The organism is Nocardia sp. 348MFTsu5.1 (genome assembly GCF_000383535.1).
Lineage (GTDB): Bacteria > Actinomycetota > Actinomycetes > Mycobacteriales > Mycobacteriaceae > Williamsia > Williamsia faeni.
On record NZ_KB911510.1, the window covers coordinates 324,615 to 350,514 of the forward strand.

The 25,900-nt window shown below is 64.6% G+C and carries 26 protein-coding genes and 1 tRNA gene; 11 read left to right on the forward strand and 16 right to left on the reverse strand.

Annotated features, from left to right (window positions below; all coding sequences use genetic code 11):
• Positions 1-76: 76 nt before the first annotated feature.
• The 3 genes from H290_RS0104855 to aceE form a co-directional block, all read right to left on the reverse strand.
• The gene (locus H290_RS0104855) at positions 77-985 is read right to left on the reverse strand and encodes an ACP S-malonyltransferase (RefSeq protein ID WP_020105644.1); all 909 of its coding nucleotides are present in this window, start codon (positions 983-985) and stop codon (positions 77-79) included.
• A 163-nt stretch (positions 986-1,148) separates the two neighbouring features.
• Positions 1,149-2,447, reverse strand: coding sequence for a CdaR family transcriptional regulator (locus tag H290_RS0104860; RefSeq protein WP_020105645.1), 1,299 nt, complete (start codon positions 2,445-2,447; stop codon positions 1,149-1,151).
• A gap of 138 nt (positions 2,448-2,585) precedes the next feature.
• Positions 2,586-5,357, reverse strand: a complete 2,772-nt coding sequence (aceE, locus tag H290_RS0104865) for a pyruvate dehydrogenase (acetyl-transferring), homodimeric type (protein ID WP_020105646.1) — start codon at positions 5,355-5,357, stop codon at positions 2,586-2,588.
• Between the two features lie 199 nt (positions 5,358-5,556).
• Between aceE and H290_RS30080 the strand changes: the two genes are divergently transcribed.
• The 4 genes from H290_RS30080 to H290_RS0104885 all read left to right on the forward strand — a co-directional run bounded on the left by H290_RS30080 (position 5,557) and on the right by H290_RS0104885 (position 7,281).
• A complete protein-coding gene (locus tag H290_RS30080; protein ID WP_155976689.1) occupies positions 5,557-6,102 on the forward strand; it encodes a hypothetical protein in 546 nt (181 codons plus the stop codon).
• 107 nt (positions 6,103-6,209) lie between these two features.
• The gene (locus tag H290_RS0104875) at positions 6,210-6,632 is read left to right on the forward strand and encodes a DUF3052 domain-containing protein (protein WP_028462795.1); all 423 of its coding nucleotides are present in this window, start codon (positions 6,210-6,212) and stop codon (positions 6,630-6,632) included.
• On the forward strand, positions 6,629-7,111 hold the full coding sequence (locus H290_RS0104880; protein ID WP_020105649.1) for a peroxiredoxin: 483 nt from the start codon (positions 6,629-6,631) through the stop codon (positions 7,109-7,111). The genes H290_RS0104875 and H290_RS0104880 overlap by 4 nt, the downstream gene beginning before the upstream one ends.
• 95 nt (positions 7,112-7,206) lie before the next feature.
• Positions 7,207-7,281 (forward strand) — tRNA-Val (locus H290_RS0104885).
• Between the two features lie 28 nt (positions 7,282-7,309).
• On the opposite strand, the gene H290_RS0104890 is transcribed toward H290_RS0104885, so the two are convergent.
• Positions 7,310-8,002 carry a response regulator gene (locus H290_RS0104890; RefSeq protein ID WP_020105650.1) on the reverse strand — a complete coding sequence of 231 codons (693 nt, stop codon included), beginning with the start codon at positions 8,000-8,002 and terminating at the stop codon, positions 7,310-7,312.
• Positions 7,999-9,564 (reverse strand): sensor histidine kinase, encoded by a 1,566-nt coding sequence (locus tag H290_RS0104895; RefSeq protein ID WP_036517981.1) that lies wholly within the window; start codon positions 9,562-9,564, stop codon positions 7,999-8,001. Before H290_RS0104895 ends, H290_RS0104890 begins: the two co-directional genes overlap by 4 nt.
• A 109-nt stretch (positions 9,565-9,673) precedes the next feature.
• Here H290_RS0104895 and H290_RS27830 point away from each other — a divergent pair, with 109 nt between their 5' ends.
• Positions 9,674-11,095 (forward strand): cation:dicarboxylate symporter family transporter, encoded by a 1,422-nt coding sequence (locus H290_RS27830; RefSeq protein WP_020105652.1) that lies wholly within the window; start codon positions 9,674-9,676, stop codon positions 11,093-11,095.
• 66 nt (positions 11,096-11,161) lie between these two features.
• On the opposite strand, the gene H290_RS27835 is transcribed toward H290_RS27830, so the two are convergent.
• Together H290_RS27835 and H290_RS0104910 are read right to left on the reverse strand one after the other, a co-directional pair.
• Positions 11,162-11,371, reverse strand: coding sequence for a hypothetical protein (locus tag H290_RS27835; RefSeq protein ID WP_020105653.1), 210 nt, complete (start codon positions 11,369-11,371; stop codon positions 11,162-11,164).
• Between the two features lie 28 nt (positions 11,372-11,399).
• On the reverse strand, positions 11,400-11,858 hold the full coding sequence (locus H290_RS0104910) for an OsmC family protein (RefSeq protein ID WP_020105654.1): 459 nt from the start codon (positions 11,856-11,858) through the stop codon (positions 11,400-11,402).
• Positions 11,859-11,880: 22 nt separating this feature from the next.
• Between H290_RS0104910 and H290_RS0104915 the strand changes: the two genes are divergently transcribed.
• The gene (locus H290_RS0104915) at positions 11,881-12,681 is read left to right on the forward strand and encodes a potassium channel family protein (protein WP_020105655.1); all 801 of its coding nucleotides are present in this window, start codon (positions 11,881-11,883) and stop codon (positions 12,679-12,681) included.
• Here H290_RS0104915 and H290_RS0104920 read toward each other — a convergent pair whose 3' ends face one another.
• Complete coding sequence (locus tag H290_RS0104920; RefSeq protein WP_028462796.1) at positions 12,682-13,650, reverse strand: YafY family protein; 969 nt, start codon at positions 13,648-13,650, stop codon at positions 12,682-12,684.
• A gap of 95 nt (positions 13,651-13,745) precedes the next feature.
• Here H290_RS0104920 and H290_RS0104925 point away from each other — a divergent pair, with 95 nt between their 5' ends.
• Together H290_RS0104925 and H290_RS0104930 are read left to right on the forward strand one after the other, a co-directional pair.
• Complete coding sequence (locus H290_RS0104925) at positions 13,746-14,738, forward strand: ABC transporter ATP-binding protein (protein WP_020105657.1); 993 nt, start codon at positions 13,746-13,748, stop codon at positions 14,736-14,738.
• A gap of 42 nt (positions 14,739-14,780) precedes the next feature.
• The gene (locus H290_RS0104930) at positions 14,781-15,548 is read left to right on the forward strand and encodes an ABC transporter permease (protein ID WP_020105658.1); all 768 of its coding nucleotides are present in this window, start codon (positions 14,781-14,783) and stop codon (positions 15,546-15,548) included.
• Between the two features lie 102 nt (positions 15,549-15,650).
• Here H290_RS0104930 and H290_RS0104935 read toward each other — a convergent pair whose 3' ends face one another.
• Entirely contained in the window at positions 15,651-16,907 is a 1,257-nt protein-coding gene (locus tag H290_RS0104935; protein ID WP_020105659.1) for a VWA domain-containing protein, read from the reverse strand.
• A 45-nt stretch (positions 16,908-16,952) separates the two neighbouring features.
• On the reverse strand, positions 16,953-17,405 hold the full coding sequence (locus H290_RS27840) for a DUF4262 domain-containing protein (protein ID WP_020105660.1): 453 nt from the start codon (positions 17,403-17,405) through the stop codon (positions 16,953-16,955).
• A 166-nt stretch (positions 17,406-17,571) separates the two neighbouring features.
• On the opposite strand from H290_RS27840, the gene H290_RS0104945 reads away from it, so the two are divergent.
• Positions 17,572-18,255 (forward strand): CPBP family intramembrane glutamic endopeptidase, encoded by a 684-nt coding sequence (locus tag H290_RS0104945; protein WP_020105661.1) that lies wholly within the window; start codon positions 17,572-17,574, stop codon positions 18,253-18,255.
• On the opposite strand, the gene H290_RS0104950 is transcribed toward H290_RS0104945, so the two are convergent.
• The 3 genes from H290_RS0104950 to H290_RS0104960 all read right to left on the reverse strand — a co-directional run bounded on the left by H290_RS0104950 (position 18,154) and on the right by H290_RS0104960 (position 21,601).
• Complete coding sequence (locus H290_RS0104950; RefSeq protein ID WP_020105662.1) at positions 18,154-19,263, reverse strand: isopenicillin N synthase family oxygenase; 1,110 nt, start codon at positions 19,261-19,263, stop codon at positions 18,154-18,156. The two genes, H290_RS0104945 and H290_RS0104950, sit on opposite strands and share 102 nt — an antisense overlap.
• A gap of 62 nt (positions 19,264-19,325) precedes the next feature.
• On the reverse strand, positions 19,326-20,213 hold the full coding sequence (locus H290_RS0104955) for a spermidine synthase (RefSeq protein ID WP_020105663.1): 888 nt from the start codon (positions 20,211-20,213) through the stop codon (positions 19,326-19,328).
• A gap of 5 nt (positions 20,214-20,218) precedes the next feature.
• The gene (locus H290_RS0104960; RefSeq protein ID WP_020105664.1) at positions 20,219-21,601 is read right to left on the reverse strand and encodes a sulfite reductase subunit alpha; all 1,383 of its coding nucleotides are present in this window, start codon (positions 21,599-21,601) and stop codon (positions 20,219-20,221) included.
• 134 nt (positions 21,602-21,735) lie between these two features.
• Between H290_RS0104960 and H290_RS0104965 the strand changes: the two genes are divergently transcribed.
• Complete coding sequence (locus H290_RS0104965) at positions 21,736-22,701, forward strand: cobalamin biosynthesis protein (RefSeq protein WP_020105665.1); 966 nt, start codon at positions 21,736-21,738, stop codon at positions 22,699-22,701.
• Here the strand turns inward: H290_RS0104965 and H290_RS0104970 are convergent.
• Positions 22,615-23,526 carry an SURF1 family protein gene (locus H290_RS0104970; protein WP_020105666.1) on the reverse strand — a complete coding sequence of 304 codons (912 nt, stop codon included), beginning with the start codon at positions 23,524-23,526 and terminating at the stop codon, positions 22,615-22,617. The genes H290_RS0104965 and H290_RS0104970 overlap by 87 nt on opposite strands.
• A 173-nt stretch (positions 23,527-23,699) precedes the next feature.
• Between H290_RS0104970 and H290_RS0104975 the strand changes: the two genes are divergently transcribed.
• Positions 23,700-24,743, forward strand: a complete 1,044-nt coding sequence (locus tag H290_RS0104975) for a putative zinc-binding metallopeptidase (RefSeq protein WP_020105667.1) — start codon at positions 23,700-23,702, stop codon at positions 24,741-24,743.
• Between the two features lie 2 nt (positions 24,744-24,745).
• Here H290_RS0104975 and H290_RS0104980 read toward each other — a convergent pair whose 3' ends face one another.
• Together H290_RS0104980 and H290_RS0104985 are read right to left on the reverse strand one after the other, a co-directional pair.
• Positions 24,746-25,210: a low molecular weight protein-tyrosine-phosphatase gene (locus H290_RS0104980; protein WP_020105668.1), complete on the reverse strand. Its 465-nt coding sequence runs from the start codon at positions 25,208-25,210 to the stop codon at positions 24,746-24,748.
• On the reverse strand, positions 25,203-25,889 hold the full coding sequence (locus H290_RS0104985) for an HAD-IA family hydrolase (RefSeq protein WP_020105669.1): 687 nt from the start codon (positions 25,887-25,889) through the stop codon (positions 25,203-25,205). Before H290_RS0104985 ends, H290_RS0104980 begins: the two co-directional genes overlap by 8 nt.
• Between the last annotated feature and the right edge of the window lie 11 nt (positions 25,890-25,900).

Sequence of the window (25,900 nt, forward strand, 5' to 3'; positions counted from 1 at the left end):
ACTGCAATGGACGGATGCCAGAGCAACTCTGCTCTGGACATCTCCCGGGGACGACGGCACAGGCGTGCCATCGTCGCTATCCAAGTTCTGTGAGGCCCGCGAGGTCGTCGGGGGTCTTGAGCGCGCGGGTCGGTGTTCCCTTGAGCTCGCGTTTCGCGATTCCGGCAAGGGTGCCGGCCGGCGGGAGCTCGACCAATCCGGTGGTCGCGTGCTCGCGCATCGTCTGCGAGCACAGGTCCCACCGTACGGGCCGGGTCACCTGGGCGACGATTTTGTCGAGTGCGTCACGTCCGGAGGTGACCAGCTGTCCGTCGGAGTTGGAGAGCAACGGCCCCGTCGGCTGTTGCGGGGTGATATCGGCTGCCGCACGTGCCACGGCGTCCTGCGCCGGGGCCATGTACCGCGTGTGGAATGCGCCGGCGACGGCGAGCTTGCGGATCCGTGCCTTCTCCGGCGGGTTGGCGATCAGCTCGTCGATGGCGGCGACCGCACCGGCGGCCACGATCTGGCCGGCAGCGTTGCGGTTGGCCGCGATCAGGTCGAGTTCTTCGAGGCGGGCGAGCACCGCGGCTTCGTCACCACCGAGCACAGCCGCCATCGTGGTGGGTTCGAGTGCGCAGGCCTTTGCCATCTCGGCGCCACGGATCGCGGCGAGTGACACGGCCTCGTCGGCGGTCAGCACACCGGCGATGGCGGCGGCCGCCAACTCGCCGACGGAATGGCCGGCGATGAGGGTGTCTGAGGGCAACGGAGAGCGCTTGTTGATCTCGTCGTAGGCAAGGAGTGCCGAGACGACCACCAGCGGCTGAGTGACCGCGGTATCGGTGATCTCGTCTGCCGTGGCAGTGGTACCCAAGCGTTCGATGTCGAGATTGGTCAGCTTCGACCACGTGGCGACCTGGTCGCGTACGCCGGGGAGCTCAAGCCAAGGCGTGAGCATTCCGACGGTCTGGGAGCCCTGTCCGGGCGCAAGCAAGGTGAGCACCTGACAAGAGAACACCCATATGACTGTCGGCGAGGGTGTTGTACGCAATGAACCTTGGGCGACGCCTTTGTGGGATCCCTACAAAATTGCACTACAGCGTGCCTGCATCGTCACCTCCCCGATATCCGTTACACCGTTGTGAATTGATGCACAATTGTTGCTTTCACTCCTTTAAGCCTGTGAAGGAAGTGATTGTAGGGAAAATTGTGCGCATGTCGTGTCTTACCTGTGCCAGTCTGCCTACGGTTGTTGCCACTCGCAGTACGTACGCATCACGTGGGTTCATTGGATCGCGACCGGTAATGTCCGAAATTCTCTTTAGTCGATATCTCACAGTATTTGGATGAACGAAAAGCTGTCGGGCGCACGACTCCACGGACCCTCCGGAATCGAGATATGCGTCAAGGGTCGAGGTCAGGGTCTCGCCCCCCTTGGCCAGAGGCTTGACCAGAGAATCGTTCAAAGTGGTCATCGCGGCCTGATCGCCGAGCAGTGCGCGCTCGGGTAAAAGTTCAAGTGAGTGAACCGGACGGGGTGCGCTCGGCCAGCCGACCACGGCCTCGATGCCTGACAGGGCATCGACTGCGCTCGCGTGGGCGGCACCGAGGTTGGGGGTTGTGGGCCCGATCACCACTGGTCCGTCGGCAAAAAGGACCAGTAGGTCGGTGATGAACGGGTCATCGATCGTCACCGGGCCACTGACGATCGCGACCAGCAGGCTGCCCTGGACCACGGAGAGTGCTGCTCGGTCGTATTGACGTGCGGTGTTGTGCACGGCAAGGGGGACGGAGACGTTGCGCTCCGGTGGCGGCATCCCGACGAGGACGGTGGCCGTGGCCGCGGTGTCCCAGTTGAGCGCGGCAGCGCGGGACAGCAGAGTCGGGCCCGAGTCGCCGCGGACGACCGCATCGACGACCAGCGCTTCGAGTCGCGAGTCCCAGGCGCCGCGGGATTCGGCTGCGGATGCGTATATAGAGGCCGCGGCGAACCCGATTTCACGGCCGTAGCGCAGAACCGCTTCGGTGAGCGCGCGGAGCTGGGCGTCGTTGCGCGCGAGAAGTGGCAGCCACTTCTCGAAGAACTCCATCGCCACCCGGACCATCTCGACGGTCTGCAGAAGGCTGATCCGGCGGGCGAGGTCCTGGGGTACGACCTGGAAGGCCTGCACCGTGAACTTGACGTTGCCCTCGGGATCCTGCAGCCATTCGACGAAGTTCACCACCGCGGTCTGGACCACCAGCTGCACGCTGGCCCGCTGACCCGCTTCGAGATCCTCGAAGTAGGGCAACTGTTCCTGCATCGAATGGACGGCCTCGGTGGCCAATCGGCCGCTGTACTGCTTCACGCGGCGGAGCAGGGTGTCCGGCAGGGCGTCGTGAACATTCGCCGGAGCCGGGACGTGGGCACCCCGTGGACCGAAGAGGTCGCCTACGGGCTGGTCACCCGTACGGGACTCAGTCATGGCATCAATCTATGCCAGTCCGGTGCCCGCGGGGGAGCACTGCGACCACGACCGAAGGCGTGGCCTCCTGGCCGTGGCCACAAACGCCGGCCGCCCACCCGTTGTGCAACGGATGGGCGGCCGGGTGACGGGGGAAGATCAGGCGCCGGGACCCGGATCGCTGGTCTGCTTCGGAGCTGCGAGCACGTCTTCGATCTGGTACTTCGCGGCGGCCTCGGCGGCCACCTTGATGTCGATGTGACCGTCACGAGCGAGTGCGGCGAGCACACCGACCGCGATGGATTCACCATCGACATTGAAGTACCGGCGGGCGGCCGGACGGGTGTCGGAGAATCCGAAACCGTCGGTACCGAGGGTGAGATACGTGCCGGGTACCCAGCCGCGGATCAGTTCCGGGACACCCCGCATGAAGTCGGTCGCCGCGACAAACGGTCCGTCGGCGTCGGCAAGTGCATCCGTCACGAACGGTTGCGGATGGTCACCCGCGGGTTCGCGCAGCGAGGCCTTTTCGTACTCGACCCCGTCACGGGCGAGTTCGCCCCACGACGTCACCGAGTAGATGCTCGCCCCGACGTTCCAGTCGTCGGCAAGCAACTCCTGCGCCTTGAGAGCACTGGGCATGGCGATACCCGACACCAGGATGTTGGCCGGGAACTCCTTGCCCTGCGGCGCATCGGCGAATCGGTAGATGCCCTTGAGTACGCCCGCGACATCAAGGTTCTCGGGCTGCGCCGGCTGCGCGATGGGCTCGTTGTAGATGGTGATGTAGTAGAAGATATTTTCCGGATCTTCGCCGTACATCCGCTTGAGTCCGTCGGAGATGATGTGCGCCAGTTCGTAACTGAACGCGGGGTCGTAGGTCACCGCCGCCGGATTGGTGGCCGCCAGCAGCAGCGAATGCCCGTCGGCGTGCTGCAGACCTTCACCGGTCAGTGTGGTGCGACCGGCCGTGGCGCCAAGGACAAAGCCGCGGGCCATCTGGTCGGCGGCAGCCCACAGTCCGTCGCCAGTGCGCTGGAACCCGAACATCGAATAGAAGATGTAGAGCGGGATCATCGGCTCGTCATGTGTGGCGTACGACGTGCCGACCGCGGTGAACGACGCCGTGGAGCCGGCTTCGTTGATGCCCTCGTGCAGGATCTGCCCTTCCGGGCTCTCCTTGTAGGCGAGCATCAGATCCGCGTCGACCGATGTGTACAGCTGGCCGTTGCGGTTGTAGATCTTCAGCGTCGGGAACCACGAGTCCATGCCGAACGTGCGGGCCTCGTCCGGGATGATCGGCACGAGCCGCTTGCCGATCTCCTTGTCGCGCATCAGTTCCTTGAAGATGCGGACGATGGCCATCGTCGTCGCGACCTGCTGCTTGCCCGAACCCTTGCCGGCGAGCTTGATGGCGCCGCTGGTGTCGGGCTTTAGCACCTTGCTCTTGGTCCGGCGGGCCGGCAGGAAGCCACCCAGCGACTTGCGGCGGTCGAGCATGTACTGGATCTCGGGTGCGTCGGCGCCGGGGTGGTAGTACGGCGGCAGGTACGGATCTTTTTCGAGCTCGGCATCGCTGATCGGGATGCGGGTGCTGTCCCGGAAATCCTTGAGATCGTCGAGCGTCAGCTTCTTCATCTGGTGCGTGGCGTTGCGGCCCTCGAAGTGCTTGCCGAGGGTGTAGCCCTTGATGGTGTGGGCCAGGATCACCGTCGGCTGACCCTTGTGCGCCATTGCCGATGCGTATGCGGCATGCACCTTGCGGTAGTCGTGGCCGCCGCGCTTGAGGTTCCAGATGTCGGCGTCGGACAGATCTTTGACCAGTTCCTTGGTTCGCGGATCGCGCCCGAAGAAGTGCTCACGGACAAATGCGCCGTCGTTGGCCTTGTACGTCTGGTAGTCGCCGTCGGGGGTGCTGTTCATGAGATTGACCAGCGCGCCGTCGCGGTCCTTGTGCAGGAGCGAGTCCCACTCGCGGCCCCAGATCACCTTGATGACGTTCCAGCCGGCGCCGCGGAAGAACGACTCGAGTTCCTGGATGATCTTGCCGTTGCCTCGCACCGGTCCGTCGAGACGCTGCAGGTTGCAGTTGACGACAAACGTCAGGTTGTCGAGGCCCTCGGTGGCGGCGACGTGCGCCAGACCACGAGACTCCGGCTCGTCCATCTCGCCGTCGCCGAGGAATGCCCAGACGTGCTGATCCTCGGTGTTCTTGATTCCGCGATCGTTCAGGTAGTGGTTGAAACGGGCCTGATAGATGGCGTTCATCGGGCCCAGGCCCATGGAAACAGTTGGGAATTGCCAGAAGTCGGGCATCAACCGCGGATGCGGGTACGACGGCAGACCGCCGCCCGCGCCGGCATGGGAGTGCTCCTGGCGGAATCCGTCCATCCGGGATTCGGCGATGCGGCCCTCGAGGTAGGCGCGGGCATAGATACCAGGCGAGGCATGACCCTGGATGAAGATCTGGTCGCCGCCACCGGCGTGCTCCTGGCCGCGGAAGAAGTGGTTGAAGCCGACTTCGTACAGCGCGGCGGACGATGCGTAGGTGGAGATGTGGCCGCCGACCCCGACACCGGGACGCTGGGCGCGGTGCACCATGATCGCGGCGTTCCAGCGGATGAACGCACGGAAGCGGCGTTCGACCTCCTCGTCGCCCGGGAACCAGGGCTCGCTTTCGGTCGGGATCGTGTTCACGTAGTCGGTGGAGGTCAGGGAAGGGATCGACACCCGCTTCTCACCGGCTCGTTCGAGCAGACGCAGCATGAGATATCGGGCCCGGCCAGGCCCGGCGTGCTCGAGGAGTCCGTCGAATGAATCAAGCCATTCGTCGGTCTCGGTCGGATCGATGTCGGGGAGGTATGACGCGACACCTTCCCGGATCACCCGAACTCGGGCCTGATTCTTGGGTGCGTGAGTGCTGTCAGTCACTGCGTGCTCTTTCTCCTCGAGTCACTCGGCAACGGTGGCTGCCGTAAACGGGATCGACCCGCCGGGACCGGGGTGTGGTCCGGGCGTTGTCCTAATCGTGCCGCAATAGATGAGTGTTGGCATCGGTCCGCGGCAAAGTAACCCTACCCACGAGCGTTTCAGTGGTCGGATGGCACGCACGTCGTGCAGTATCGGCACTGTGAAAGTTTGGGCTGTGGCAGTCATCGCGGTGACGGGGTTGGGGTTGGGGTTGGGCGTGACGGGTTGCGCCACGACGATCGAGGGCTCGAGCTCGGTCGACGGGGGCCAGGTGTCGGCCTATCAGAGCGAGATGTCGGTGGCCGCGGAACGGTCGGAGGCCGCCGAATCGTCGCGACGCGCGCAAGCCGCCAGAAATCTCACGCTCGAGTTGTGTTCGCAGTTCACCACCACCGTGGTGACCATGCTGAACAGCTACAACCAGTTCGTCACGAAACTCAATGAAGTGCAGTCCTATTCGGCACTCGGCGACGCCGGACAAATCGCGATCGACCAGCTAAATGCCGGTGAGCAGGCGATCAAGGCCAAACTCGTACCCGATGTCGAGGCGCCGGTGGACCAACTCGTCGGCGATTTCCTGGTCCGGAATCAGGCGTTGGTGAAGGCCGTGGACGGCCAGAATCGGTCCGGACTCAACGAACCGGCAGGGCTCTGGATCGACGCCAGGAACAAGGCCGTGGAGGCGTGCGGACAACTCGCCGGTTGAAAAAGCGGCATTCGGCTTGCAACTTGGGGGTTTACCCTGTTCGCTTGAGTGATCTAAGTGGGCTCGGAACCGAGCTCACCCATTCTTTGAAACAGGAGGTCGTCGCGTTGGTTGCCGCTTCAGATGGTGATCGCGCCCAGAAGCTGGGAGTGACAGCGGGCATGATCGTGCAGGAGCTGGGGTGGGATGAGGACACCGACGACGACCTGCGCGGCCTTATCGAAGACACCATCGACGCTGAGATGGTCGACGAGGATTCCCTTGAGGTCATCGACATGGTCGTGCTGTGGTGGCGCGACGGTGACGGGGACCTGGTCGATGCGCTGATGGATGCAATCGGACCACTTGCCGACGACGGATTCGTCTGGGTGTTGTCGCCGAAAACCGGAAACGATGGTTACGTCGACCCGACCGAGGTCGCCGAAGCCGCACCCACGGCAGGTCTCACCCAAACCAGCGCCGTGAGCTTCGGTGAATGGCTGGGATCTCGTTTGGTCCAACCGAAAACCCGGGCCGGCAAGAGAGCATGACCTCTTCTCTCGGTCGGGAGCTGCAGGTGGGAACCGAGGCTCCCGACTTCAGCCTGCGCGATCAAAACAATCAGGTGGTCAGTCTCTCCGACTACCGCGGAGAAAAAAACGTGTTGCTGGTGTTCTTTCCACTGGCATTCACCGGAACCTGCGAAGGCGAACTGAGCATGGTCCGGGATCGGTTGCCGGCGTTCTCGAATGAGAACTCCGAGTTCATCGCAGTGTCCGTGGGGAGTTCGCCCACACACAAGGTGTGGTCGTCGGCGCAGGGCTACCTGTTCCCGATCTTGGCGGACTTCTGGCCACACGGCGAGGTGTCGCAGGCCTATGGCGTCTTCAACAGCGACAAGGGCTATCCGAACCGCGGAACGTTTGTCATCGACAAGAACGGAATCATCACTTTTTCGGAACTGATGGATCCCGGGCAGGTCCGTGACCAGTCGCTTTGGGAGAAAGCTCTGGCCACGCTAAATTCTTGAATGTGTCCGGCACCTTCGGGTGACCGGATGGGCGGCGAGTCCGATGTTTTCTCTCGCCGTCGCGACTGGCGAACTCGCCTTCGTTCAGTCGCCTCGCGCGTATAGCTCAGCGGTAGAGCTCTGGTCTTACACACCAGCGGTCGGGGGTTCAAATCCCTCTGCGCGCACCAGTATTTATCCCTGAGATCATCGCGCGTGTCAGCGCTTCCACTGATAGCGGATCTTGGGCCGGCCGGCGTTGCCGTAGTCGGTGTGACGCAGGAGCGTGCCGTCGTCGGCGAGGCGTTCGAGATAGCGCCAGGCGGTCACCCGTGACACCCCGACGATCTTGGCGGCATCGGCTGCCGTGAGCCCCTCGGCGTTGTCCCGGACGATCCGTGCGATCTCGTCGGTGGTACCGGGTGCCGCGCCCTTCGGCGCCGTGGATTTGTCACTGCTACTTCGTAATTCGGCAATCGCCCGGTCGACCTCGGCCTGGCTGGCGGCGTCGGTGCCGGCCGGGAGGGCTTCGCGGTACCGCTGGTACCGCTCGAGCCGATCACGGAAGGCGGCGAACGTGAACGGTTTGAGGAGATACGCCAGCGCGCCATTGGCAACGGCCGCCCGTACCACCTCGAGATTGCGTTCGGACGTGATCGCGATGATGTCGGGGGCCGGTCGAAGCCCGGACAACGCCGAGGCGAGATCGATGCCGCTGGCGTCGGGGAGTCCGATGTCGAGTAGGACCAGATCGATCGGGTTGCCGCCGGCGGCGGATTCGGCAGCCGCCCGCATCGCATCCTGGGCGGTGTTGGCGCTCGCCGCCACCGCGAACCCGGGCAGTCGTCCGAGGTAGGCGCGGTGGGCCTCGGCGATCAGTGGCTCGTCTTCGACGATCAGCACGTTGATCATCGGCGATCGACCCCGATGCGCACCGTGACCACGGAGCCGTAGGTCATTTCGGCATCAAGCGTGCCGTGGTGCCGTGCGACGACCTGCGCGACCAATGCCAGGCCGAGCCCCCTCCGCCCGGCTTCGGTGTCCGACTTGGTGGAGTATCCGCGCTGCATCGCTCTGGAGAATTCGGCGGGATCCATACCGGGACCACTGTCGGCGACCTGGATCAGCAGTTGGTCGGCATCCTGGCGCACCGTCACCTCCACCCATGGATCCTCGCGGTCGCAGGCGTCGAGCGCATTGTCGATCAGATTGCCCACGACAGTGATCAGCTCCTGACCCGACAACGGGACTTCGTCGGCGTCCGAGGGCAATTCGGTGTCATCGGTGATCGTCAGACTGATGGCGCGTTCATCGGCTTGGGCACTCTTGCCGAGTAGCAGGGCCGCCAGCGCCGGTTCGCCAACCGTGTTCGACAGCCGGTCGACCAATTGCTGCGACAGTTGCAACTCGTCGGTGGCAAACCGCACGGCTTCGGTGCTGCGACCCATCTCGACGAGTGTGACGATGGTGTGCAGCCGGTTGGCCGACTCGTGCGCCTGCGACCGCAACGATTCGGCGAACACCCGCATCGAGTTGAGTTCGCCCAGGGCGCCCTGTAATTCGGTGCGATCGCGGATGGTGACCACCTCGGTGTCGGGGGAGCGGTCTCCGGGGACGTGCGACCGGTTGACGACCAGAACACGGTCGCCGGTCACGTGGACCTCGTCGCGGGCGCCGGGTGAATATGACCGCAAAAACGTTGGCAGAGAATCTCTGTCGACGTCACCGGCGGGTAGCGACAACAGTCGGCGGGCTTCGTCGTTGGCCAGTGCCACCCCGTTCCGATCGAGCACGATGAGTCCTTCGGAGACCGAATGCAGTATGGCGTCGTGATGTTCGTACATGACGTGCAATTCGGCGGGCCCGAGCCCGTGGGTCTGCCGTAGCAGACGACGCCGGATCGTCCAGATGCCGACCAGTGAAACACAGAGTGCGGCAAGGGCAATGGCCAAGATCTGCGGCCATTGATCCTGCCACCTTTGGGCGAGGGTCTGCTGGGTGATACCCGCCGACACCAGGCCGATGACCTCGCCCGAACTCGACATGACCGGTGCGACTGCCCGAATCGAGGGACCGAGGGTACCGGTGTACACCTCGGTGAAGGTCTTGCCCTCCAGTGCCGGCTCGATGGTGCCGAGGTAGGGCGCACCGATGAGTGCGGGATTGGTGTGGGTGAATCGGGTCCGATCGGGCGCCATGATCGTGATGAACGCGATGTTGGTGTCCTCACGAACCTCCTCGGTCACCGGTTGCAGTACCGCGGATGCAGTGCCGGATTCGATCGCGGCGGCGGTCGACGGTGATTCCGCGAGTGAACTGGCGATACCGGTGACCTGCTGGCGCGCGGCGGCATCGCCATCGCGCCGGGCATCGATCAGGGCCAGCGTGCCACCGGCCAACACGATCAGCGCGATGACGACGAGCTGCAGCGCGAATGCCTGGCCGGCCAGGGAACGCGGCACCAACCTGGGCATGAACCTCTCCGACCCTGAACGTAATGAACTTAATCGTGACCTGGCTCACGTTGTGGAACACCATTCTTGCAGATCACTTCTCGCCGACTCCACAAAGGAAGTTGCCGTCATGACAACCACACAAGATCGATCAACAGCCGGTGATCGGCCGGCCCGCAAGCAACGCGACCGCACGCACTGGCTGTACATCGCCGTGATCGTCGCGGTGGTCGCAGGTGTCGTCGTCGGACTCGTCGCCCCCGAGGTGGGCCAGGAGTTCGGTGTCCTCGGCACCATGTTCGTCAGCTTGATCAAGATGATGATCAGTCCGGTCATCTTCTGCACCATCGTGCTCGGTATCGGCTCGGTCCGGGCCGCGGCCACGGTCGGAAAGGTCGGCGGACTCGCCTTCGCCTACTTCCTCGCCATGTCCACGGTGGCGCTGGCCATCGGCCTGGTGGTCGGTAACCTGCTGAGCCCGGGGAGCGGCCTGACGATCGACCCGAGCAAAATGGGAACAGGCGCCGACCTGGCGGAGAAGGCGCACGAATCCGGCGGCACGATGGACTTCCTGCAGGGGATCATCCCGACGTCGATGTTGTCGGCGCTCACCGAGGGCAGTGTCCTGCAGACCCTGTTCATCGCACTTCTGGTCGGTTTCGCGATCCAGAGCCTGCCGACCAAATCGGGCGATCCGGTTCTGCGAGCGGTCGAGTTGCTTCAGAAAGTGGTCTTCAAAGTCCTCGGCATGATCCTGTGGCTAGCCCCGATCGGTGCCTTCGGCGCCATCGCCAACGTTGTCGGACAGACCGGCTGGAGCGCGATCACCGAACTGCTCACGCTGATGCTCGGCTTCTACATCACCTGCGCGATCTTCGTCTTCGTGGTCCTGGGACTGCTCTTGCGCCTGGTGGCCGGAATCTCGATCTTCAAACTGGTCCGGTACCTGGCCCGCGAGTACCTGCTCATCTTCGCCACGTCGTCCTCCGAATCCGCCCTGCCGCGACTGATCGCCAAGATGGAGCACCTCGGTGTGGAACGCAGCACCGTCGGAATTGTTGTCCCGACCGGGTATTCGTTCAACCTCGATGGCACCGCGATCTATCTCACGATGGCGTCGCTGTTCGTCGCCGACGCCATGGGCGACCCGCTGTCGCTGGGTGAGCAGATCTCGCTGCTGGTGTTCATGATCGTCGCCTCCAAGGGCGCGGCCGGTGTCAGTGGTGCCGGCTTGGCCACCCTGGCCGGCGGCCTGCAGAGCCACCGTCCCGAACTTCTCGACGGAGTCGGACTGATCGTCGGAATCGACCGGTTCATGTCCGAAGCCCGCGCGGTGACCAACTTCTCCGGAAATGCCGTCGCCACGCTGCTGGTCGGGTCGTGGACCAATACGGTCGACAACAAGAAGGTGGCCGGAGTGCTTGCCGGTACCGATCCGTTCGACGAGCTGAAGATGATCGACGACGGACATGACCGCTGGGACAAGGTGGAAACCGACAAGGTGGAAACCGGCGCGGTGGCAACCGACGACAAGAAGACGGTCGCAGTCTGACCGGTGAGAAATAGCTGACGCACGGCGGCCGCGGACCATGATCAGGTCCGCGGCCGCCGGCGTCGGTCAGTGCTTCTGGAGCAACTTGAAGAGTTTGACCCCGTTGAAGATTGCGACGATGGGCCAGCAGACGATGGCCACCCATACGCTCAAGCTGTGTTCGCCGTTGGCGATGTCGTAAATTGCGACGGCGGTCAAGAGAATCGCGGCGATCTCGACAACTACAAGGAGATTTCTGGTGAGAGCGTCGTTCTTCGAAGAGCCGGTATTGGTCACCTGATCGAATATAGCCGGGTCGGTCACCTCACTCGACGTGAATTGTGGCGGTGACCGTGACAACCGAATTCAGCGAATTGGCGATGTAGCACTCGTGATGGGCCTGCTCGATGAGCGCCAGAACTTCATCGGGGTCCGTACCCGTGGCCACCCGGACAGTGGGGAAGAGATCGATGGTTCCGATGCGAATCGGTGTGCCGGCCTCATCCATCGCTCCGGTCGCATCGTCTTCGTAGCCAAGGACATCGATGCCGGCACGAGCGGCAACGGCAAGGAACGACAACAATTGGCAGGAGCTTGCCGCCAGCACGACAAGTTGTTCAGGATTCATCAGCTGTTCGTTGCCGCGGAAGTGCGGATCGGCACTCAAGGCGATCTCGTCGGCGGCCGGTGGTGTCACCGCCCGGTGGTCTCGCGAATATGCCCGATATCCGACTCCGGTCGACCCGTGCCACACGAGATGCGATGAATACACGTGAGTCGCCATGACACACCGTAACTTCTGTGACGTGAAGAAGATTGTGGAAGAGCCGGTCGACAAGCTCGGCTTGTGGGAGAAGCGCACCGAATGGCCGCTGGCAGTGGTCGCGGTGATCTTCCTCATCTCCTACTCGTTCCAGGTCCTCGCGCGTCCGGAGGGTGTTGCCGAATTCGTGCTGTTGGTCGTGGTCGCGGCGGCATGGCTCGCGTTTGTGGTCGACTACGTGTGCCGGTTGCTGCTGGCCCCACGGCGGTTCCGGTGGTTTTACATGCACCTCCTGGACCTCGCAATTGTTGCGCTACCGATCTTTCGGCCGCTGCGACTCCTACGCGTGCTCATCTTGGTAGGTGTGCTCCAGAAGATGGTCGGCGGTTTCACACGAGGACGCGTGATCATCTACACGGTCGCCAGCACTGCCCTACTCCTCTATGTCGCGTCGCTGGCGATTCTGGAAGTCGAACGGCCGCACCCCGACTCGGGGATCAAGACCTTCGGCGAAGCAGTGTGGTGGTCGATGACCACGGTGACAACGGTCGGATACGGCGACTATGCGCCGGTATCGGGAACCGGTCGTGTGGTCGCGGCGCTTCTGATGCTCGCCGGCATCAGCCTGATCGGTGTGGTCACCGCGACACTGGCATCCTGGATTGGCCAGCGGGTTGCCGAAGAACACGCGGCGAATCAGGTGGCGACCGCGGCGCACCTGGACCTGCTGCGGAGTGAGGTCGAAGAACTGAAAGGGATGCTGGCGGCAGCGATCTCGGTACAGTTGCCGGACAGTGACCAGTCTGACAAGGACCAGGCGGACGACAACACAAGCGAGCGGTGATCAAGCATTGCGGTAGCGCTCGGCGACCTTGACGTGGAAGTCGGCGACTTCGTGGCATTCGGTGCGCAATTCGGCGGGTGAGACGACGGTGAAGTCGGCGTCGAATGCGTAGAGCCACCGCGCGATCGACGTCAGCGACTTGCCGAAGAGCGCTACCTCGCAGCTGTTCACGTCACCCGATTCGACCTCACCCCACGCGGCGTCGACCATCTCCGCGACCTGTTCGAGTGGGCTGTGGATCCGCACCCGGGCAGTGGCCTGCCGGTACACCGAACCGATGCTGCGGGCGATGAACGCCGCTGCGCCACCCTCGGGCAGCTCTCGCGGGGTGAACCTGGGGCCGGTCGGGATTTTCGGGGTGAGGCGGTCGACGCGGAATGAGCGCCAGTCGTCGCGACCGAGATCCCAGGCGAGTAGGTACCAGCGTAAACCGCTGCGAACCAATCGATATGGCTCGACGTCGCGACGGCTCTCGGCACCGTCGCGGGCGCGGTAGTCGAATCGCAAACGTTCATGGCGATGGCACACCGCTGCCACGTCGGACAGCACGGTCGCGTCGACCTGCGATGCCGGTGCCCGCATCGGGGTGGCGTCGACCTGGAGCGAATCGAGGCGGTGACGAAGCCGAGAGGGCATCACCTGCCGCAACTTCGACATTGCCCGGACGCCCGCTTCATCCAGGCCGGTGACCGACGCGGTGGCGCCGGCTCCGAGACCGAGCGCCACCGCCAGGACTTCCTGGTCGTCGAGGAGTAGCGGGGGCATCTCGGCGCCGGCACCGAGTTGATAGCCACCGCCGACGCCTACGGTGCCGTCCACCGGATAGCCGAGCTCGCGGAGCCGGTCGACATCGCGCCGCACTGTGCGGGTGGTGATGTTCAGGCGCTCGGCCAGATCGGCACCTGACCATTCCTTCCGGGTTTGCAACAGGCTCAGGAGGCGGAGCAGTCGCGCTGACGTGTCCAACATGGTTTCAACCATGCCAGAAATTGCGGACCGATTCTGTCCTCATTGCGTCGTAGCTTTGTGTCACTGCAGTTCAGGGGCAACTTCTTCTGGAGGACATGATGACCACAGGCACAATCACGACAGCACCGGCGATTGAGGTCGCGGCGCTCACGAAGACGTTCAAACAGGGCAAGAACACGGTCGAGGCGGTCAAGGGCATCGACCTGACCGTGGCCAAAGGGGAGTTACTGGCCCTCCTGGGGCCGAATGGCGCCGGAAAATCTACGACTCTGCGCATGATCACCACACTCCTGCGGCCGACGTCGGGTTCGGCCTGGCTGGAGGGTCACAACATCGCCGACGAACCCGACGCCGTCCGCCGGCAGATCGGCTACGTGGGTCAGGGCAACGGCGGCGGCAACAACCAGCGCGTCCGCGAGGAACTCGTGACGCAGGGACTGTGCTACGGCCTCAAGAGGTCCGAAAGCGCTTCCCGTGCAGATGAATTGATCGCGGCGCTGGATCTGACGGGTATGGAGAACCGGAAGGTCAGCACGCTCTCCGGTGGACAACGTCGCCGTCTCGATATCGCCCTCGGAATCGTTCATCGGCCGCCGGTGATCTTCCTCGATGAACCCACCACCGGCATGGACCCGCAGAGTCGCGCCAACCTGTGGACGCACATTTCGCGATTGCGCGCCGAAACCGGAGCCACCATCGTGCTCACCACCCACTATCTCGACGAAGCCGATGCGATGGCCGAACGGGTGGTTGTCATCGACAAGGGCACCGTGATCGCCGACGATTCCGCGGCCGCACTGAAAGACAAACTCGCCGGCGACCGCATCGACCTCACCGTCGAACGAGCCGCGGATGCCGACGAATTGGCCCGCCTGGCAACAGGTTTTGCCCAGACCCGGGACGTGACCGTTGACGCTCTGACCGTTGGTCTGCAGGTCGAGCGCGCTGATGTGATGCTGCCGAGACTGATCGCGGCGGCAACCGAGCGGGCGATCACCATCCGGACGGCGCAGGCCTCGCGTCCGACATTGGACGACGTCTTTCTGTCCCTCACCGGGCGCAGCCTTCGCGAATCCGCGGCCGCCTGACCCCCCGGCTTCCTGACCTACTGCCATCCAAGGAGATTCACGATGACTTCCACGATTGTTCGAGACAGCTCCATAGTCCTGGTCCGCGAGCTGCGGCCCACCATCCGGGATCCGTTCACGGTGATCTTCAGCCTGGTGCAACCGCTCATCTTGCTCGCACTGTTCGGTCCACTTCTCAAAGGTGTTCCCGGCGCAGCGGATTCGGGCAACGTCTGGAACTGGTTCATACCCGGCGTCCTCGCCATGATCGCGATCTTCGGCACGTCGATGACCGGGGCGAACCTGATGGATGAAATGCACACCGGCAGCCATGAGCGGATGCTGGTGACTCCGCTGCGGCGTAGTTCGTTGTTGCTCGGCCGGGCGTTGAAAGAGATGGTCCCGCTCGCCGCGCAGTCCGTGATCATCCTGCTGATCGGGTTGCCGCTGGGATTCGACATCAACATCGGGGGAGCGGCGATCGGGATCCTGATCCTCGCCGTCTTCGGTGTTGGATTGGGTTCTCTGTCCTATAGCCTGGCATTGGCTGTCCGCGACCAGGATTGGGTGTTCTGGACGGTGCAGCAGACGCTGATGTTCCCGCTGCTGATCCTGTCGGGAACGATGCTGCCACTCGAAGATGCGCCCGGATGGATGCAGTTCCTGGTGAACATCAACCCATTGCACTATGTCGTCGAAGCCGAACGTGCGCTGTTCGTGGGCGATTTCGACTTCTCGGTGATCGGCGCCGGCGCACTGGCCGCCGTCCTGACGGCAGCGGCAGGTCTGGCCGTGGGCATCAGGGCGATGGGCGCCGCGACTCGCGCCTGATCCCCCGGCACACCCGAAACTGTGCCCTTTTGGCGAACAAAACCCCAGGTGGGCTCCGCCAAAAGGGCACAGTTTCGGGGTTGGGTGGGCGGGGCGGGCCGGCTACGTGAGGATGCCAGCGGCTTTTGCGGCGCGGAGCCAGTCGGGGAACTCGGAGAGCAGACGCTGGTAGAGCTCGTCGTCGGAAACCTTGTCGATGTCGTCGAGGGCAAAGAAGCCGGCGTTGTCGACAACTCGTCCGTCCATCTCGTCGAGTTGTTCGAGCAGGCCATAGTTCGCTTTGCCGATGCCGACGAACTGCCAGAAGACCGGAGCGCTCGATGCCGTGCGCATCAGTTCGCTGATCGGACGCTTCTGCCGGAATCCGCCGTCGGTGAAGAACAGAACCAGGACCGGGTGACCCGGGGTCACCGAGCTCAGGATCTCGTTCATGATCGGGAGTTCGTCGTTGATGGCGCCGATCGAGGCGTAGTCGAAACCGCCGTGTTTGCCGTAGATGTGGAGGTATTCCTCGGTCCAGCTCTCGATGTTGCCGACACTGATGTCCGGCACGCGCAGATAGGACTTGGCATACATATAGGGCTCGAGCTGCCCGTCGTCGTCGATCTGGGTGGCCACCGCCAGCATTCGTTCCACCACACGGTGGATCACCTTCTTGGAATACTGCTTGGCCATGCTGCCGGTCTTGTCGATGACGATGATGACCCGGGCCCGCACTCCGGCGGCATTCTTGGTGAGGAGCACCTTGTGGACTTCGCGTTTGCGCATGTCGAGGCGCTGCCGCTTCTCGAGGGAGAGTTTTTCTTCTCCCGCAACACTTCTGACGGCCGGTTCGGTTGTTGTCGGTTCCGGTGTCGCCGGCTCGTCGTCGACGCTCACGCCGTGTTCGCGGACGAGGTCGGCGAAACCGCGGTCCCATCCGGCGCTGACGTTGCGGACCTTCCACTGCCCGTTGCGCCGGTAGACCTCACCGAGTACCGCCGCACGCTCGGTGGTGAGCCCGCCGGCAGGCAAATCCACCGTGACGCCGGAGCCACTGATGGCGGCGCCGAGCCCGGGCAGGGACGACAGCCCCGCGGCAAAGCCTTCATCACACGCGACCGCGATGGCGATGGTGTCGATGTCGGCGGGGATCCGCGACAGGTCGATCGAGAGTGTGGTCGCACCCGACAGCGCCACCGCGCCTTCGGGCGACGTCGGCTGGTTGAAGAAGACGAAGTCGTTGTCGTTGCGGGTCTTGTGATTGCCCGCCAGCTGGAAGGCCATCACGTCGACCATGCCGGGCTGCGCTCCCGACACGACGACGGTCAGGGGGCCGGCATCGATCGGGGTGTTGGCGCCGCGCGTCAGGGAAACCATCGGCCCATTATCTACAGTCGCCGCCGATCGTGCGGCGACCCGCTCTCAGGCAGCAGGTAGGCCGGCGAGCGGTTGCGCGGTTCTGGCCATTCCGTAGTGGGTGCTCCAGGGGTATTCACCGGTGGCATCGGGCCACACCAGCTGCCACGCCGAGACCTCGCCGTACACCGCCCGCGCCACTCTCAGATCGGAAGTGGTCAGCGCTTCGATCACCATGAGATCGAGATCGTCGCCGATGAAACCGGCGAGGCGTTCCCCCGCGGTGAGTGCGCCGCCGCCCCGCGAGATCCGGTGACCGACGGTGTTGAGGATCGATCCCGCGATGCCCGGATCGAGTCCGTAGACGATCAACTCCGGATGGCCGAGCGAGGTCAGCCCGGTGGTGTACGCGAGGGACGGAAAACCGGCGGTGGCGTTCGCACGGACCGCGGTGACGGTCCAGTACCGTTTGGCGATGGCGCGATGGGCGAAGTCGACGGGATCGGACTGCAGGCGCATCGTGTCCTCCTTTGTCGGGCGGGCCTTGTCGGGCCGGCTTTGTCGTGCGGTCGCTGCTCTGTTCCCGAGCAGATCGGCTATGCCGGGCAGCCTAATGCCCGGCTCCGACAATCGAATCCACAAAGCCGTCGAACCACCACCGGCCCGGCCGGATAGAGTTCCCCAGATGCGTGACGTAGCGGTGGTGATCGGTGTACTCGCGCTGATCAATGTGCTCGCCCACTTCACCTTCGACCACGCGACCACGCTTTTTGTTCCCGCCGGCGCTCTCGCGTTGCTCGCCTACGCCCGGTGGCGGGGCTTCACCTGGAACGAACTGGGTTTGGCCCGTAGTCAGCATCGCCGGGGCCTCAAATGGGCCGCGGCGATCATGATTCCCGTGGCGGTCATCGCGATCGGCGGCGCGTTGTTGCCGTTGACGCGGTCGCTGTACTTGTCCGACCACTACGACACGGTGTCGGTGGCATTGTGGGGCGCGTTCGTGATCATCCCGCTGCAGACGGTGATCCCCGAAGAGATCATGTTCCGGGGCGTCCTCAACGCGGCGCTGACCCGGGTGGCGTCGGTGCGGGTTGTCTATCTGGCCGGCGCCGGGTTGTTCGGGCTGTGGCACGTCTCGTCGTCTCTGGGTCTGTCCGAGAGCAATAAAGGGCTCACCGACCTGTTGGGCACGGGAGTGGCCGCTCAGATCGCCGGGGTCCTGGGCGCGGTCATCGTCACCGGCACCTCCGGATTGATCTTCATCTGGCTACGCCGGCGCAGCGACAGCCTTTTGGCGCCGATGGCCTTTCACTGGGCTGTCAACGCAACCGGGGCGCTCGGTGCCGCATTGGCCTGGCAGCTGTCCTGAAGATGACGCTTCAGCGGGAATACCGATCGGGGCAGCCTCATCGGGATACCACCGCGCGTGCACGTCAGGGTGGGCGCGGGTGCGGCTCTTCCAGGTGTTCTCGCCGTAGGTCGAATAGAGCGGATTTGCTGGATCCTCTTCGACGCCACGCGCATTGGCAGCGAGTTCGGCGGGCAGGTCGATGGTGGGGATGACCGCGTCGAGGGCAGGACTGAAGAAGTAGGGGATCGACAGTCGCTCTTGCGCGCCCGGTGGCGTCAGGACCCGATGTCTGGTTGCCCGCAGGTAGCCGTGGGTGGCCACTTCGAGCATCTCGCCGATGTTGACCACAAACGCTCCGGGCAGCGGCGGCGCGTCGATCCAGCTTCCGCCGGACGCCTCGACCTGCAGCCCCGAAGATCCCTCCTCGATCAGCAGCAAAGTCAGGACACCTGAATCCTTGTGTGCGCCAACACCTTGATCACCGGCGACCCCGACGGCGGGCCGGGCCGGATAACGCACCAGCTTGATCAGGGTGGCCGGCGCGTGTGCGAAGGTGTCGTCGAAATGGTGTGGATCGGCAGACAGGCCGGCCGCCCAGTTGCGCAGGAGCCGCAGTGAGACCTGCGAGAGGGCGGCGGCGTAATCGGTGATCGCCGAACGTAATTCGGGCAGGGCGGTGGGCCATTGATTGGGTCCCTGCAGGCGCATGTAGTCGGTGGCCCCCTGAACCGGCGCGCGGTCGGGCCCGATGTCGATCTGCTCGCGCCAGTCGATCTCGCCGTTGGTGAACTCACCGCCGAGGCGGTTGTAGCCACGAAAATGCGGGCTGTTGATCATGGCGATCGACAGCTTGTCCTCATCGGGCAGCGCAAAGAATGCATGCGCGGCGGCCTCCACCCGGTTGATGAGTTGTGGTTCGACTCCGTGACCCACGAGATAGAAGAAACCGACTTCGTGGGTGACGGTCCGAAGTTGGCTGCGGCCCTCGGGGGTATCGAGTTCGGCCAGGTCGATCACGGGAAGCACACCAACAACGGTAGACCTCCGCGCCGGAGCGGACACCCGATGGAGTCAGCGTGATCCCAGTGCTATCCGGTGGTCCCGGTGCTACTCGGGCTCGCCGGGTCGCGCAGTACCTTGCCGGCCGCGGCGAACTCACGGACTCGTGCGCTGTCCCAGATCTGTGCCGGAACCCCGCCACCGAGGAGCGCGCGGGTCAGCGCCGGCGACCCACCGATCGCCACGTCGCTGCCGGCGATGACGATGTTCCCGTAGCGGCGGCCCTTGAGCATGGCGGGATCGGCGATGATGACCAGGTGCTCGAAGACGGTGCCCATCGTGGCGGCTTCGGCCCGGGCCAGGGTCAGGTCGCGGGTGTCGCCGCAGTTCACGACGTAAATGCCGCCGGGTGCCAGGACGCGCCGTACCTGCGTCACGAACTCCAGGGTGGTCAGCGCCGACGGGGTGAGCACCCCGGAGAACACGTCCCGGATGATCAGGTCCCGGGTGCTGTCGGTGAGTGATTCGGTGACCTCGCGGGCATCGCCCGCCCGCAGCCGCAGGAGTGGGGCCCGGGGCAGGTTGAACCACTCGCGGACCAGTTCGGTGAGTCTCTTGTCGATGTCGACGGCGACCTGCCGGGCGTCGGGGTAGGTGGCCGCGAGGTACCGGGCCATCGAGCAGGCCCCGGCGCCCAGGTGCAGCGCCCGGAGTCGCTCGGTCGCCGGCCAGTGGTCGCCGATCAATTCGGCCATCCACTGCATGTACTCGAAATCGAGGACCGTCGGATCGGCGAGGTTGATGTGTGAACTCTGCGCGCCGTTGACCGTGATCATCCAGCCGTCGGTCAGGTGATCGCGGACGAGTTCACAGGTCCCGGTGTCGATCGGATAGATACCGGGCTTCGGCCCGGAATCCTCGCGGGCCGGGGCCGCCCTGTGGGCGTTCGACCGGGAGTTCTTGCGCGATTTGGCCATCGGCGTCAGTACACGTCACGCAGATAACGCTTTTCGCGTTTGAGTGTGTTCACGTAGTCCTCGGCGGCGTCGGCATCGAGACCACCGTGTTCGGCCACCACGTCGTGCAATGCGGCGTCGACGTCCTTGGCCATCTGTGACGCGTCGCCGCAGACGTAGAGGTGAGCGCCCTCGGAGAGCCAGCGCAGCAGCTCGTCGCCGTGTTCGCGCATGCGGTCCTGCACGTAGATCTTGTGGTCCTGGTCGCGGGAGAACGCGAGGTCGACGCGGGTGAGGACGCCGTCCCGCTGGAACTGGACGATCTCGTCCTCGTACATGAAATCGGTGGCCCGGTGATGGTCACCGTAGAACAGCCAGTTGCGGCCGGTCGCGCCGCGGGCCTTGCGCTCGTAGAGAAATGACCGGAAAGGTGCCACGCCGGTACCGGGTCCGATCATGATCACCGGAGTCGAATCGTCGGTCGGCAATCGGAACGACTTGTTCTTCGACAGGAAGACACCTGCGGTGCCGCCGGCGCTGATCCGGTCGGCCAGAAAGGTCGAGCACTGTCCGCGCCGATCGCGCTGTGCCGAACGATGGCGCACCGCGGCGACGGTGAGGTGGACCATCCCGCGATGCGTCAGCGGACTCGACGAGATCGAGTAGACGCGGTGGGTGAGAGGCCGCAACAGTTCGATGAGCTCGGTGGCGGAGATCCGCAGGGTCGGTTCGAGATCGAGGAGGTCGAGGACGTCCTTGCCCCACAGCCAGCCTTCGAGCGCTTCGCGTTCCTCCGTCGACAGGATGTGGACGAGTTCGGCGTCCCCCGAGTGATCGGCCATGTGATTGATCAATTCCCGCGTCGGCAGCGAGATCTCGTACTCGTGGGTGAGCAGGTCGATCAGTGTCGACTCGCCGGCCCGGGTCGTGATCATCTCGTCGGGGTCGGCGCCGATCCGTTCGATGATCGCTGCCACCAGATCCGGGTCGTTGACCGGCTTGATGCCGAGGCCATCACCGGCCTCGTAGTCGATGTCGCTGTCGCCGAGGTCGAAAACCACGTGGCGGACGTCTTTGCGGGAATCCGCACCGCGCAGTGGACGATTCGCGACCAGTGTCGCGCCGTACGGGTTCTTGCGGGTCCACGGCGAGCGTTTCGGCTTGCTTGCCGGAGCGGTACCGGGGGCCTGGGTGCTGCTGGTCGCGGTGTGCGCGTGCAGGATCTCGGGTGCGTCGGTGGTCGTGTCGAGTTCACGTAGTGCGGTCAGCGCGCGGGCGAGGATGTCCTCGCGGGTTGCGACGGCGGTCCCGGATGTCGATCCGGTGTCGTACCCGGCGAGAAAGCCGGACAACCACAGCCGCTCGTCACCGGTGAACTGGATGTCATCGGGCAGATTGGAAGTTTTCATGGCCTGGCTGTGCTCTCCGAAGTCGGCGCGCGTGCGGTGCTTTACGAACGCCAGGCGCCGCTGCTCCGTTGAAGCGGCACCGGGCTCGCCAAGCGTACTCAGTGGTTGTTGCCGGCCGAACCGGTGGATCTAGGATGTGGCCGGTGAAGTCATCGGGAGCGCACCGGGCAGCAGGGTTGGCGATCGGCTATCTCCTCGATCGTAGGTTCGGCGATCCCGCGCGGTTGCATCCGGTGGCGGGGATGGGGATATCCGCGGGCAAGCTCGAGCAGCTCCTGTATCGCGATTCGCGGCCGGCCGGTACGGTCTTCACCGCGGTCTGCGTGGGGACGGCGATCGGCGCCGGGATCGTCGGCCGGCGCGGTGGCGTCGTCGGGGTGGCGTTGGCCACCTGGGTGGCACTGGGCGGAACGTCGTTGGCGGCCGTCGGTGATCGACTGGCGGATGCCCTCGAGGCAGGTGACACCGATGCCGCACGCGCACTGATCCCGAGCCTGTGCGGCCGCGATCCGAACAGCCTTGACGCATCCGGCATGGCGCGCGCGGCCCTGGAGTCGGTGGCGGAGAACACATCCGACTCGGCAGTGGCTCCTCTGGTGTGGGGCGCGGTGGCGGGCGTTCCCGGCCTGCTGGCGTACCGGATGATCAACACGCTCGACGCGATGGTCGGATATCGAAACGATCGATACGGGAACTTCGGATGGGCGAGCGCCCGGCTCGACGATGTCGCCAACCTGCTGCCGGCGCGTCTGACCGCCGCACTGGTGATCGCCATCGGACCGAATCGGCACCGTGCGGTGACCGCCATCCGGCGTGATGCATCTGCTCATCCGAGCCCCAACGCGGGTGTTGTGGAGGCCTCGTTTGCCGGTGCGCTCGGCGTTTCCCTCGGTGGTGTGACGGTCTACCGTCATCGCACCGAGGAACGACCGGTACTCGGGCGGGGGCCGGTGCCCACCGCGGCGGACGTCCATCGGGCGTCGCAACTGTCGCGGCGGGTGCAGGTGGGGGCGCTAGCGGCCGTAACGGTCGGACAGCTTGTCGCCGCCGTCCTGGTCGGCCGACGGTCCCGAACCGATCACACCGCCGCGGACATCTGAACCGGCGCCGCCGGTCGACGACGCAGCCAGTGCGTCGCGGGTCTCGCGCCCGCGCTCGCGAGGCTTCTTGGGTGGCGCCCCGTCCTTGGCGGCACGGCGCTGCTTGTACTCCGACCACGCGAAGTAGCCCAGACCCAGCGGGGCCATCACACCGAACGCGATCCACTGCAGTCCATACGACAAGTAGGGGCCCGAATCGAGTTGGGGGAGGTTCATCGCCCCGAGGCCGCCGGGCTGATCCTCGTCGAGCTGGAGATAACCACCGGCCAGCGGGAGATCTACGGTGTCGCCCAGGACCACCGGATCGATGGAATACACCTGCAGCGCCCCGGCGTCGACCACCGGCTCGCGTCCGGGACTGGTGCCCTCTGCGGCGCGGATACGGGCTTCGACCGTGACCTCACCGGCCGGGGGCGGTGGCACGGGAGGAAGCGCCGTGCCCTGGACTGGCTTCACGAATCCACGATTGACGAGATAGGTCGTTCCATCGGTGGCGGCGAACGGAGTCAGCACCTCGTATGCGGGTGAACCTTCATCGACGTGGCGCAAACGCACCACCGCTTGCTTGTCCGGCAGATAGGTACCGGTCACCAGGACTTTGCGCCAGTCCGAATCCTTGACCGGCTGCCCATCGGCGTAGAGCGCGGCGATCGCCACCGGCTGCGTTGTCTCCGCCTTGCGGAGCAGATCGTTCTGATGTTCGGTGTTCGAGTTCTTGCCCAACTGCCACGGGGCCAGAACCCAGAAGCACGCCACCGCGAAACCGACCACCACAACGGCCAGCAGAAGCCAGCCCGGCCGGAGGAAACCACGGATTGTGCGCACGCCTATACGGTACCGAGCGGGTCGATGTGGTCCTCGACTCCCCACCGGTCCGTGATCGGGTTTCGAATCGGCTCGGCTGGTTACTCTGGCCTGGGTGGGGTGCCCGGATGACACCCCACATTTGGCGTTGGGCGTGATGCCATCGGCATCATCGAAAGCTTGGGGAAGGCGCGATGCGTGATCTGGTCTGCCGTAAATGTGGGCAGAAATTGTCCTTCGAGAACACGCTGTGTCTGAGCTGCAGTAGCCCGCTCGGTTTTCATCTGCCGTCGCGCACGATGTACACGCTCGACGAGACCGGCAGCACCGAAACCGACGGCAACGTTCTGGTCCGGTGTGCAAACTTCCAGCTGATCTCGTGCAACTGGTTGGTCCCGCCGGTGGAGCCGGGCGCGACCACACCTGACGGAGAACCGAATCCGTCGACGCTGTGTGAATCGTGTCGCCTCACCCGAACCCGTCCGGCCGACAAGGACACCGATGCGATTGCGGTGTTCGGGGCCGCCGAAACCGACAAGCGCCGGGTGATCCTCGAGCTGAGTGAACTGGGTCTGCCCATCGAAGGCCGCGATGTGGACCCGCAGACCGGACTGGCCTTCGATCTGCTCTCCAGCGCAAAGGAGTCGGTGATCACCGGGCACGCCGACGGTGTGGTCACCCTGGATCTGGCCGAGGGCGACGACGTCCACCGCGAACAGTTGCGGGTATCGATGGACGAGCCGTATCGGACCCTGATCGGGCACTTCCGGCACGAGATCGGGCACTACTACCAAATGGTGCTGGTCGGTACCGGCGAATCCCGGCCGCGGTTCGAAGAACTGTTCGGCAACCCCGACGACGACTACCAGGCGGCCTTGGACCGGCACTACAGCGAAGGCCCACCCGGCGACTGGAAGCAGGACTACGTCTCGTCCTATGCAACGATGCATCCGGCCGAGGACTGGGCCGAGACTTTTGCCCATTATCTCCACATCCGGGACACCCTCGACACCGCGGCCGCATTCGCGATGGCACCGTCGGGCGCGACGCTCGACAGCGTGCTGGTCGGGGACGTCGGATTCGACCAGATCATCGATCTGTGGCTACCGCTGACCTGGGCGCTGAACCAGATCAACCGGTCGATGGGACATCAGGATCTGTATCCGTTCGTGCTGCCGGAAAAGGTGCTGGAGAAGATGCGGTTCATCCACGGACTGATCTCACCAGCCGCCCTCTGACATCAGATACGGCTGCGCACCCAGTCGAGGAGTTCGGGCATCGCGGCCTCGATCTGGGTGCGCACCTCGCGGAAGCCGTCGTCGGATCCGTAGTACGGATCGGCGACGTCGTCTCCGTCGGCATCGGGATCGAAGCTACGTAGCAACCGGGTCCGGTCGCCGACACCGAGCTTGCGGAGCGCGGCCTCGTGACCGCTGTCCATCGCGATCAGCAGATCGGCCGCGAGATGATCGGGTCCGATCTTGGCGGCGGTGTGCTCGTCGTCGTAACCGGCGGATGTCAGTGCGGTGCGGGCGCGGGCGTCGGCGGGATCGCCGATGTGCCAGCCACCGGTACCCGCACTGGTCACCCGAACGGCTCCGTCGAGTCCGGCGTCCTCGAGTGCCCGCCGAAAGATGTTCTGGCCCATCGGTGAACGACAGATGTTGCCGGTACAGACAAACGTGACGTGCAGGGGCTCAGCCATGGACCAGTTCCCGCAGTCGCGCCACGGAGTCCGCGGTCCAGGCGGCGTCGGCACCCTCGTCGCCGACGGCATAGCCCCAGTCGACGAAGATCGCCGGGATCCCGAACTGTGCCGAGCCGTGGACGTCGTGGGACCGGTCGCCGATCATGACCACCGGGTGGTCGGCGACATCGGTGATCCCCAGCGAGCTCAGGGCGTGGGCGATCACGTCGGACTTGCTGCGCCTGCTGCTGTCGTCGGAGGCGCCGGCGATGTACCGGAAATGCGAGTCGAGGCCGAAGTGTTCGAGGATCCGGCGGGCCGTGGTCTGGTTCTTCGACGTCGCCACCGCCATCGGACGACCGGCGCGTCTCAGGTCTGCCAGCAGGTCGGCCATGCCGTCGAAGACCGAGTTCTCCAGCCAGCCGAGGTCGACGTAGCGCTCCCGGTAGGCGGCCATCGCGGCCTCGACGTCCGCGTCGTCGAGGCTCAGCCCACGCAGGCTGTCGATCATCGGTGGGCCGGCCAGTCCGGCGACCAGCGCCGGATCGGGCTCGGGGGCTCCGACCGCGGCGAGCGCATGCCGGAAGCTCTTCTCGATGCCATCGAACGAATCGGTGATGGTTCCGTCGAGGTCGAACAGCAGAATGGTCGCGGGGTCGGCGGGGTTGGGAAGGTCTGGTCTGTTGATCGAACTCACATCTCCATCCT

What these genes read in the sequence shown, in the direction of transcription:
- H290_RS0104910 (WP_020105654.1), bottom strand. Translation starts at nt 11,858, where the DNA reads ATGGCGACTCACGTGTATTCATCGCATCTCGTGTGGCACGGGTCGACC.
- H290_RS0104980 (WP_020105668.1), bottom strand. Translation starts at nt 25,210, where the DNA reads ATGGCTGAGCCCCTGCACGTCACGTTTGTCTGTACCGGCAACATCTGT.
- H290_RS0104890 (WP_020105650.1), bottom strand. Translation starts at nt 8,002, where the DNA reads ATGATCAACGTGCTGATCGTCGAAGACGAGCCACTGATCGCCGAGGCC.
- H290_RS0104930 (WP_020105658.1), top strand. Translation starts at nt 14,781, where the DNA reads ATGACTTCCACGATTGTTCGAGACAGCTCCATAGTCCTGGTCCGCGAG.
- H290_RS0104860 (WP_020105645.1), bottom strand. Translation starts at nt 2,447, where the DNA reads ATGACTGAGTCCCGTACGGGTGACCAGCCCGTAGGCGACCTCTTCGGT.
- H290_RS0104960 (WP_020105664.1), bottom strand. Translation starts at nt 21,601, where the DNA reads ATGAAAACTTCCAATCTGCCCGATGACATCCAGTTCACCGGTGACGAG.
- H290_RS27830 (WP_020105652.1), top strand. Translation starts at nt 9,674, where the DNA reads ATGACAACCACACAAGATCGATCAACAGCCGGTGATCGGCCGGCCCGC.
- H290_RS0104975 (WP_020105667.1), top strand. Translation starts at nt 23,700, where the DNA reads ATGCGTGATCTGGTCTGCCGTAAATGTGGGCAGAAATTGTCCTTCGAG.
- H290_RS27840 (WP_020105660.1), bottom strand. Translation starts at nt 17,405, where the DNA reads ATGCGCCTGCAGTCCGATCCCGTCGACTTCGCCCATCGCGCCATCGCC.
- H290_RS0104935 (WP_020105659.1), bottom strand. Translation starts at nt 16,907, where the DNA reads ATGGTTTCCCTGACGCGCGGCGCCAACACCCCGATCGATGCCGGCCCC.
- H290_RS0104965 (WP_020105665.1), top strand. Translation starts at nt 21,736, where the DNA reads ATGTGGCCGGTGAAGTCATCGGGAGCGCACCGGGCAGCAGGGTTGGCG.
- H290_RS0104880 (WP_020105649.1), top strand. Translation starts at nt 6,629, where the DNA reads ATGACCTCTTCTCTCGGTCGGGAGCTGCAGGTGGGAACCGAGGCTCCC.
- H290_RS0104895 (WP_036517981.1), bottom strand. Translation starts at nt 9,564, where the DNA reads ATGCCCAGGTTGGTGCCGCGTTCCCTGGCCGGCCAGGCATTCGCGCTG.
- H290_RS0104925 (WP_020105657.1), top strand. Translation starts at nt 13,746, where the DNA reads ATGATGACCACAGGCACAATCACGACAGCACCGGCGATTGAGGTCGCG.
- H290_RS0104955 (WP_020105663.1), bottom strand. Translation starts at nt 20,213, where the DNA reads ATGGCCAAATCGCGCAAGAACTCCCGGTCGAACGCCCACAGGGCGGCC.
- H290_RS0104920 (WP_028462796.1), bottom strand. Translation starts at nt 13,650, where the DNA reads ATGTTGGACACGTCAGCGCGACTGCTCCGCCTCCTGAGCCTGTTGCAA.
- H290_RS0104945 (WP_020105661.1), top strand. Translation starts at nt 17,572, where the DNA reads ATGCGTGACGTAGCGGTGGTGATCGGTGTACTCGCGCTGATCAATGTG.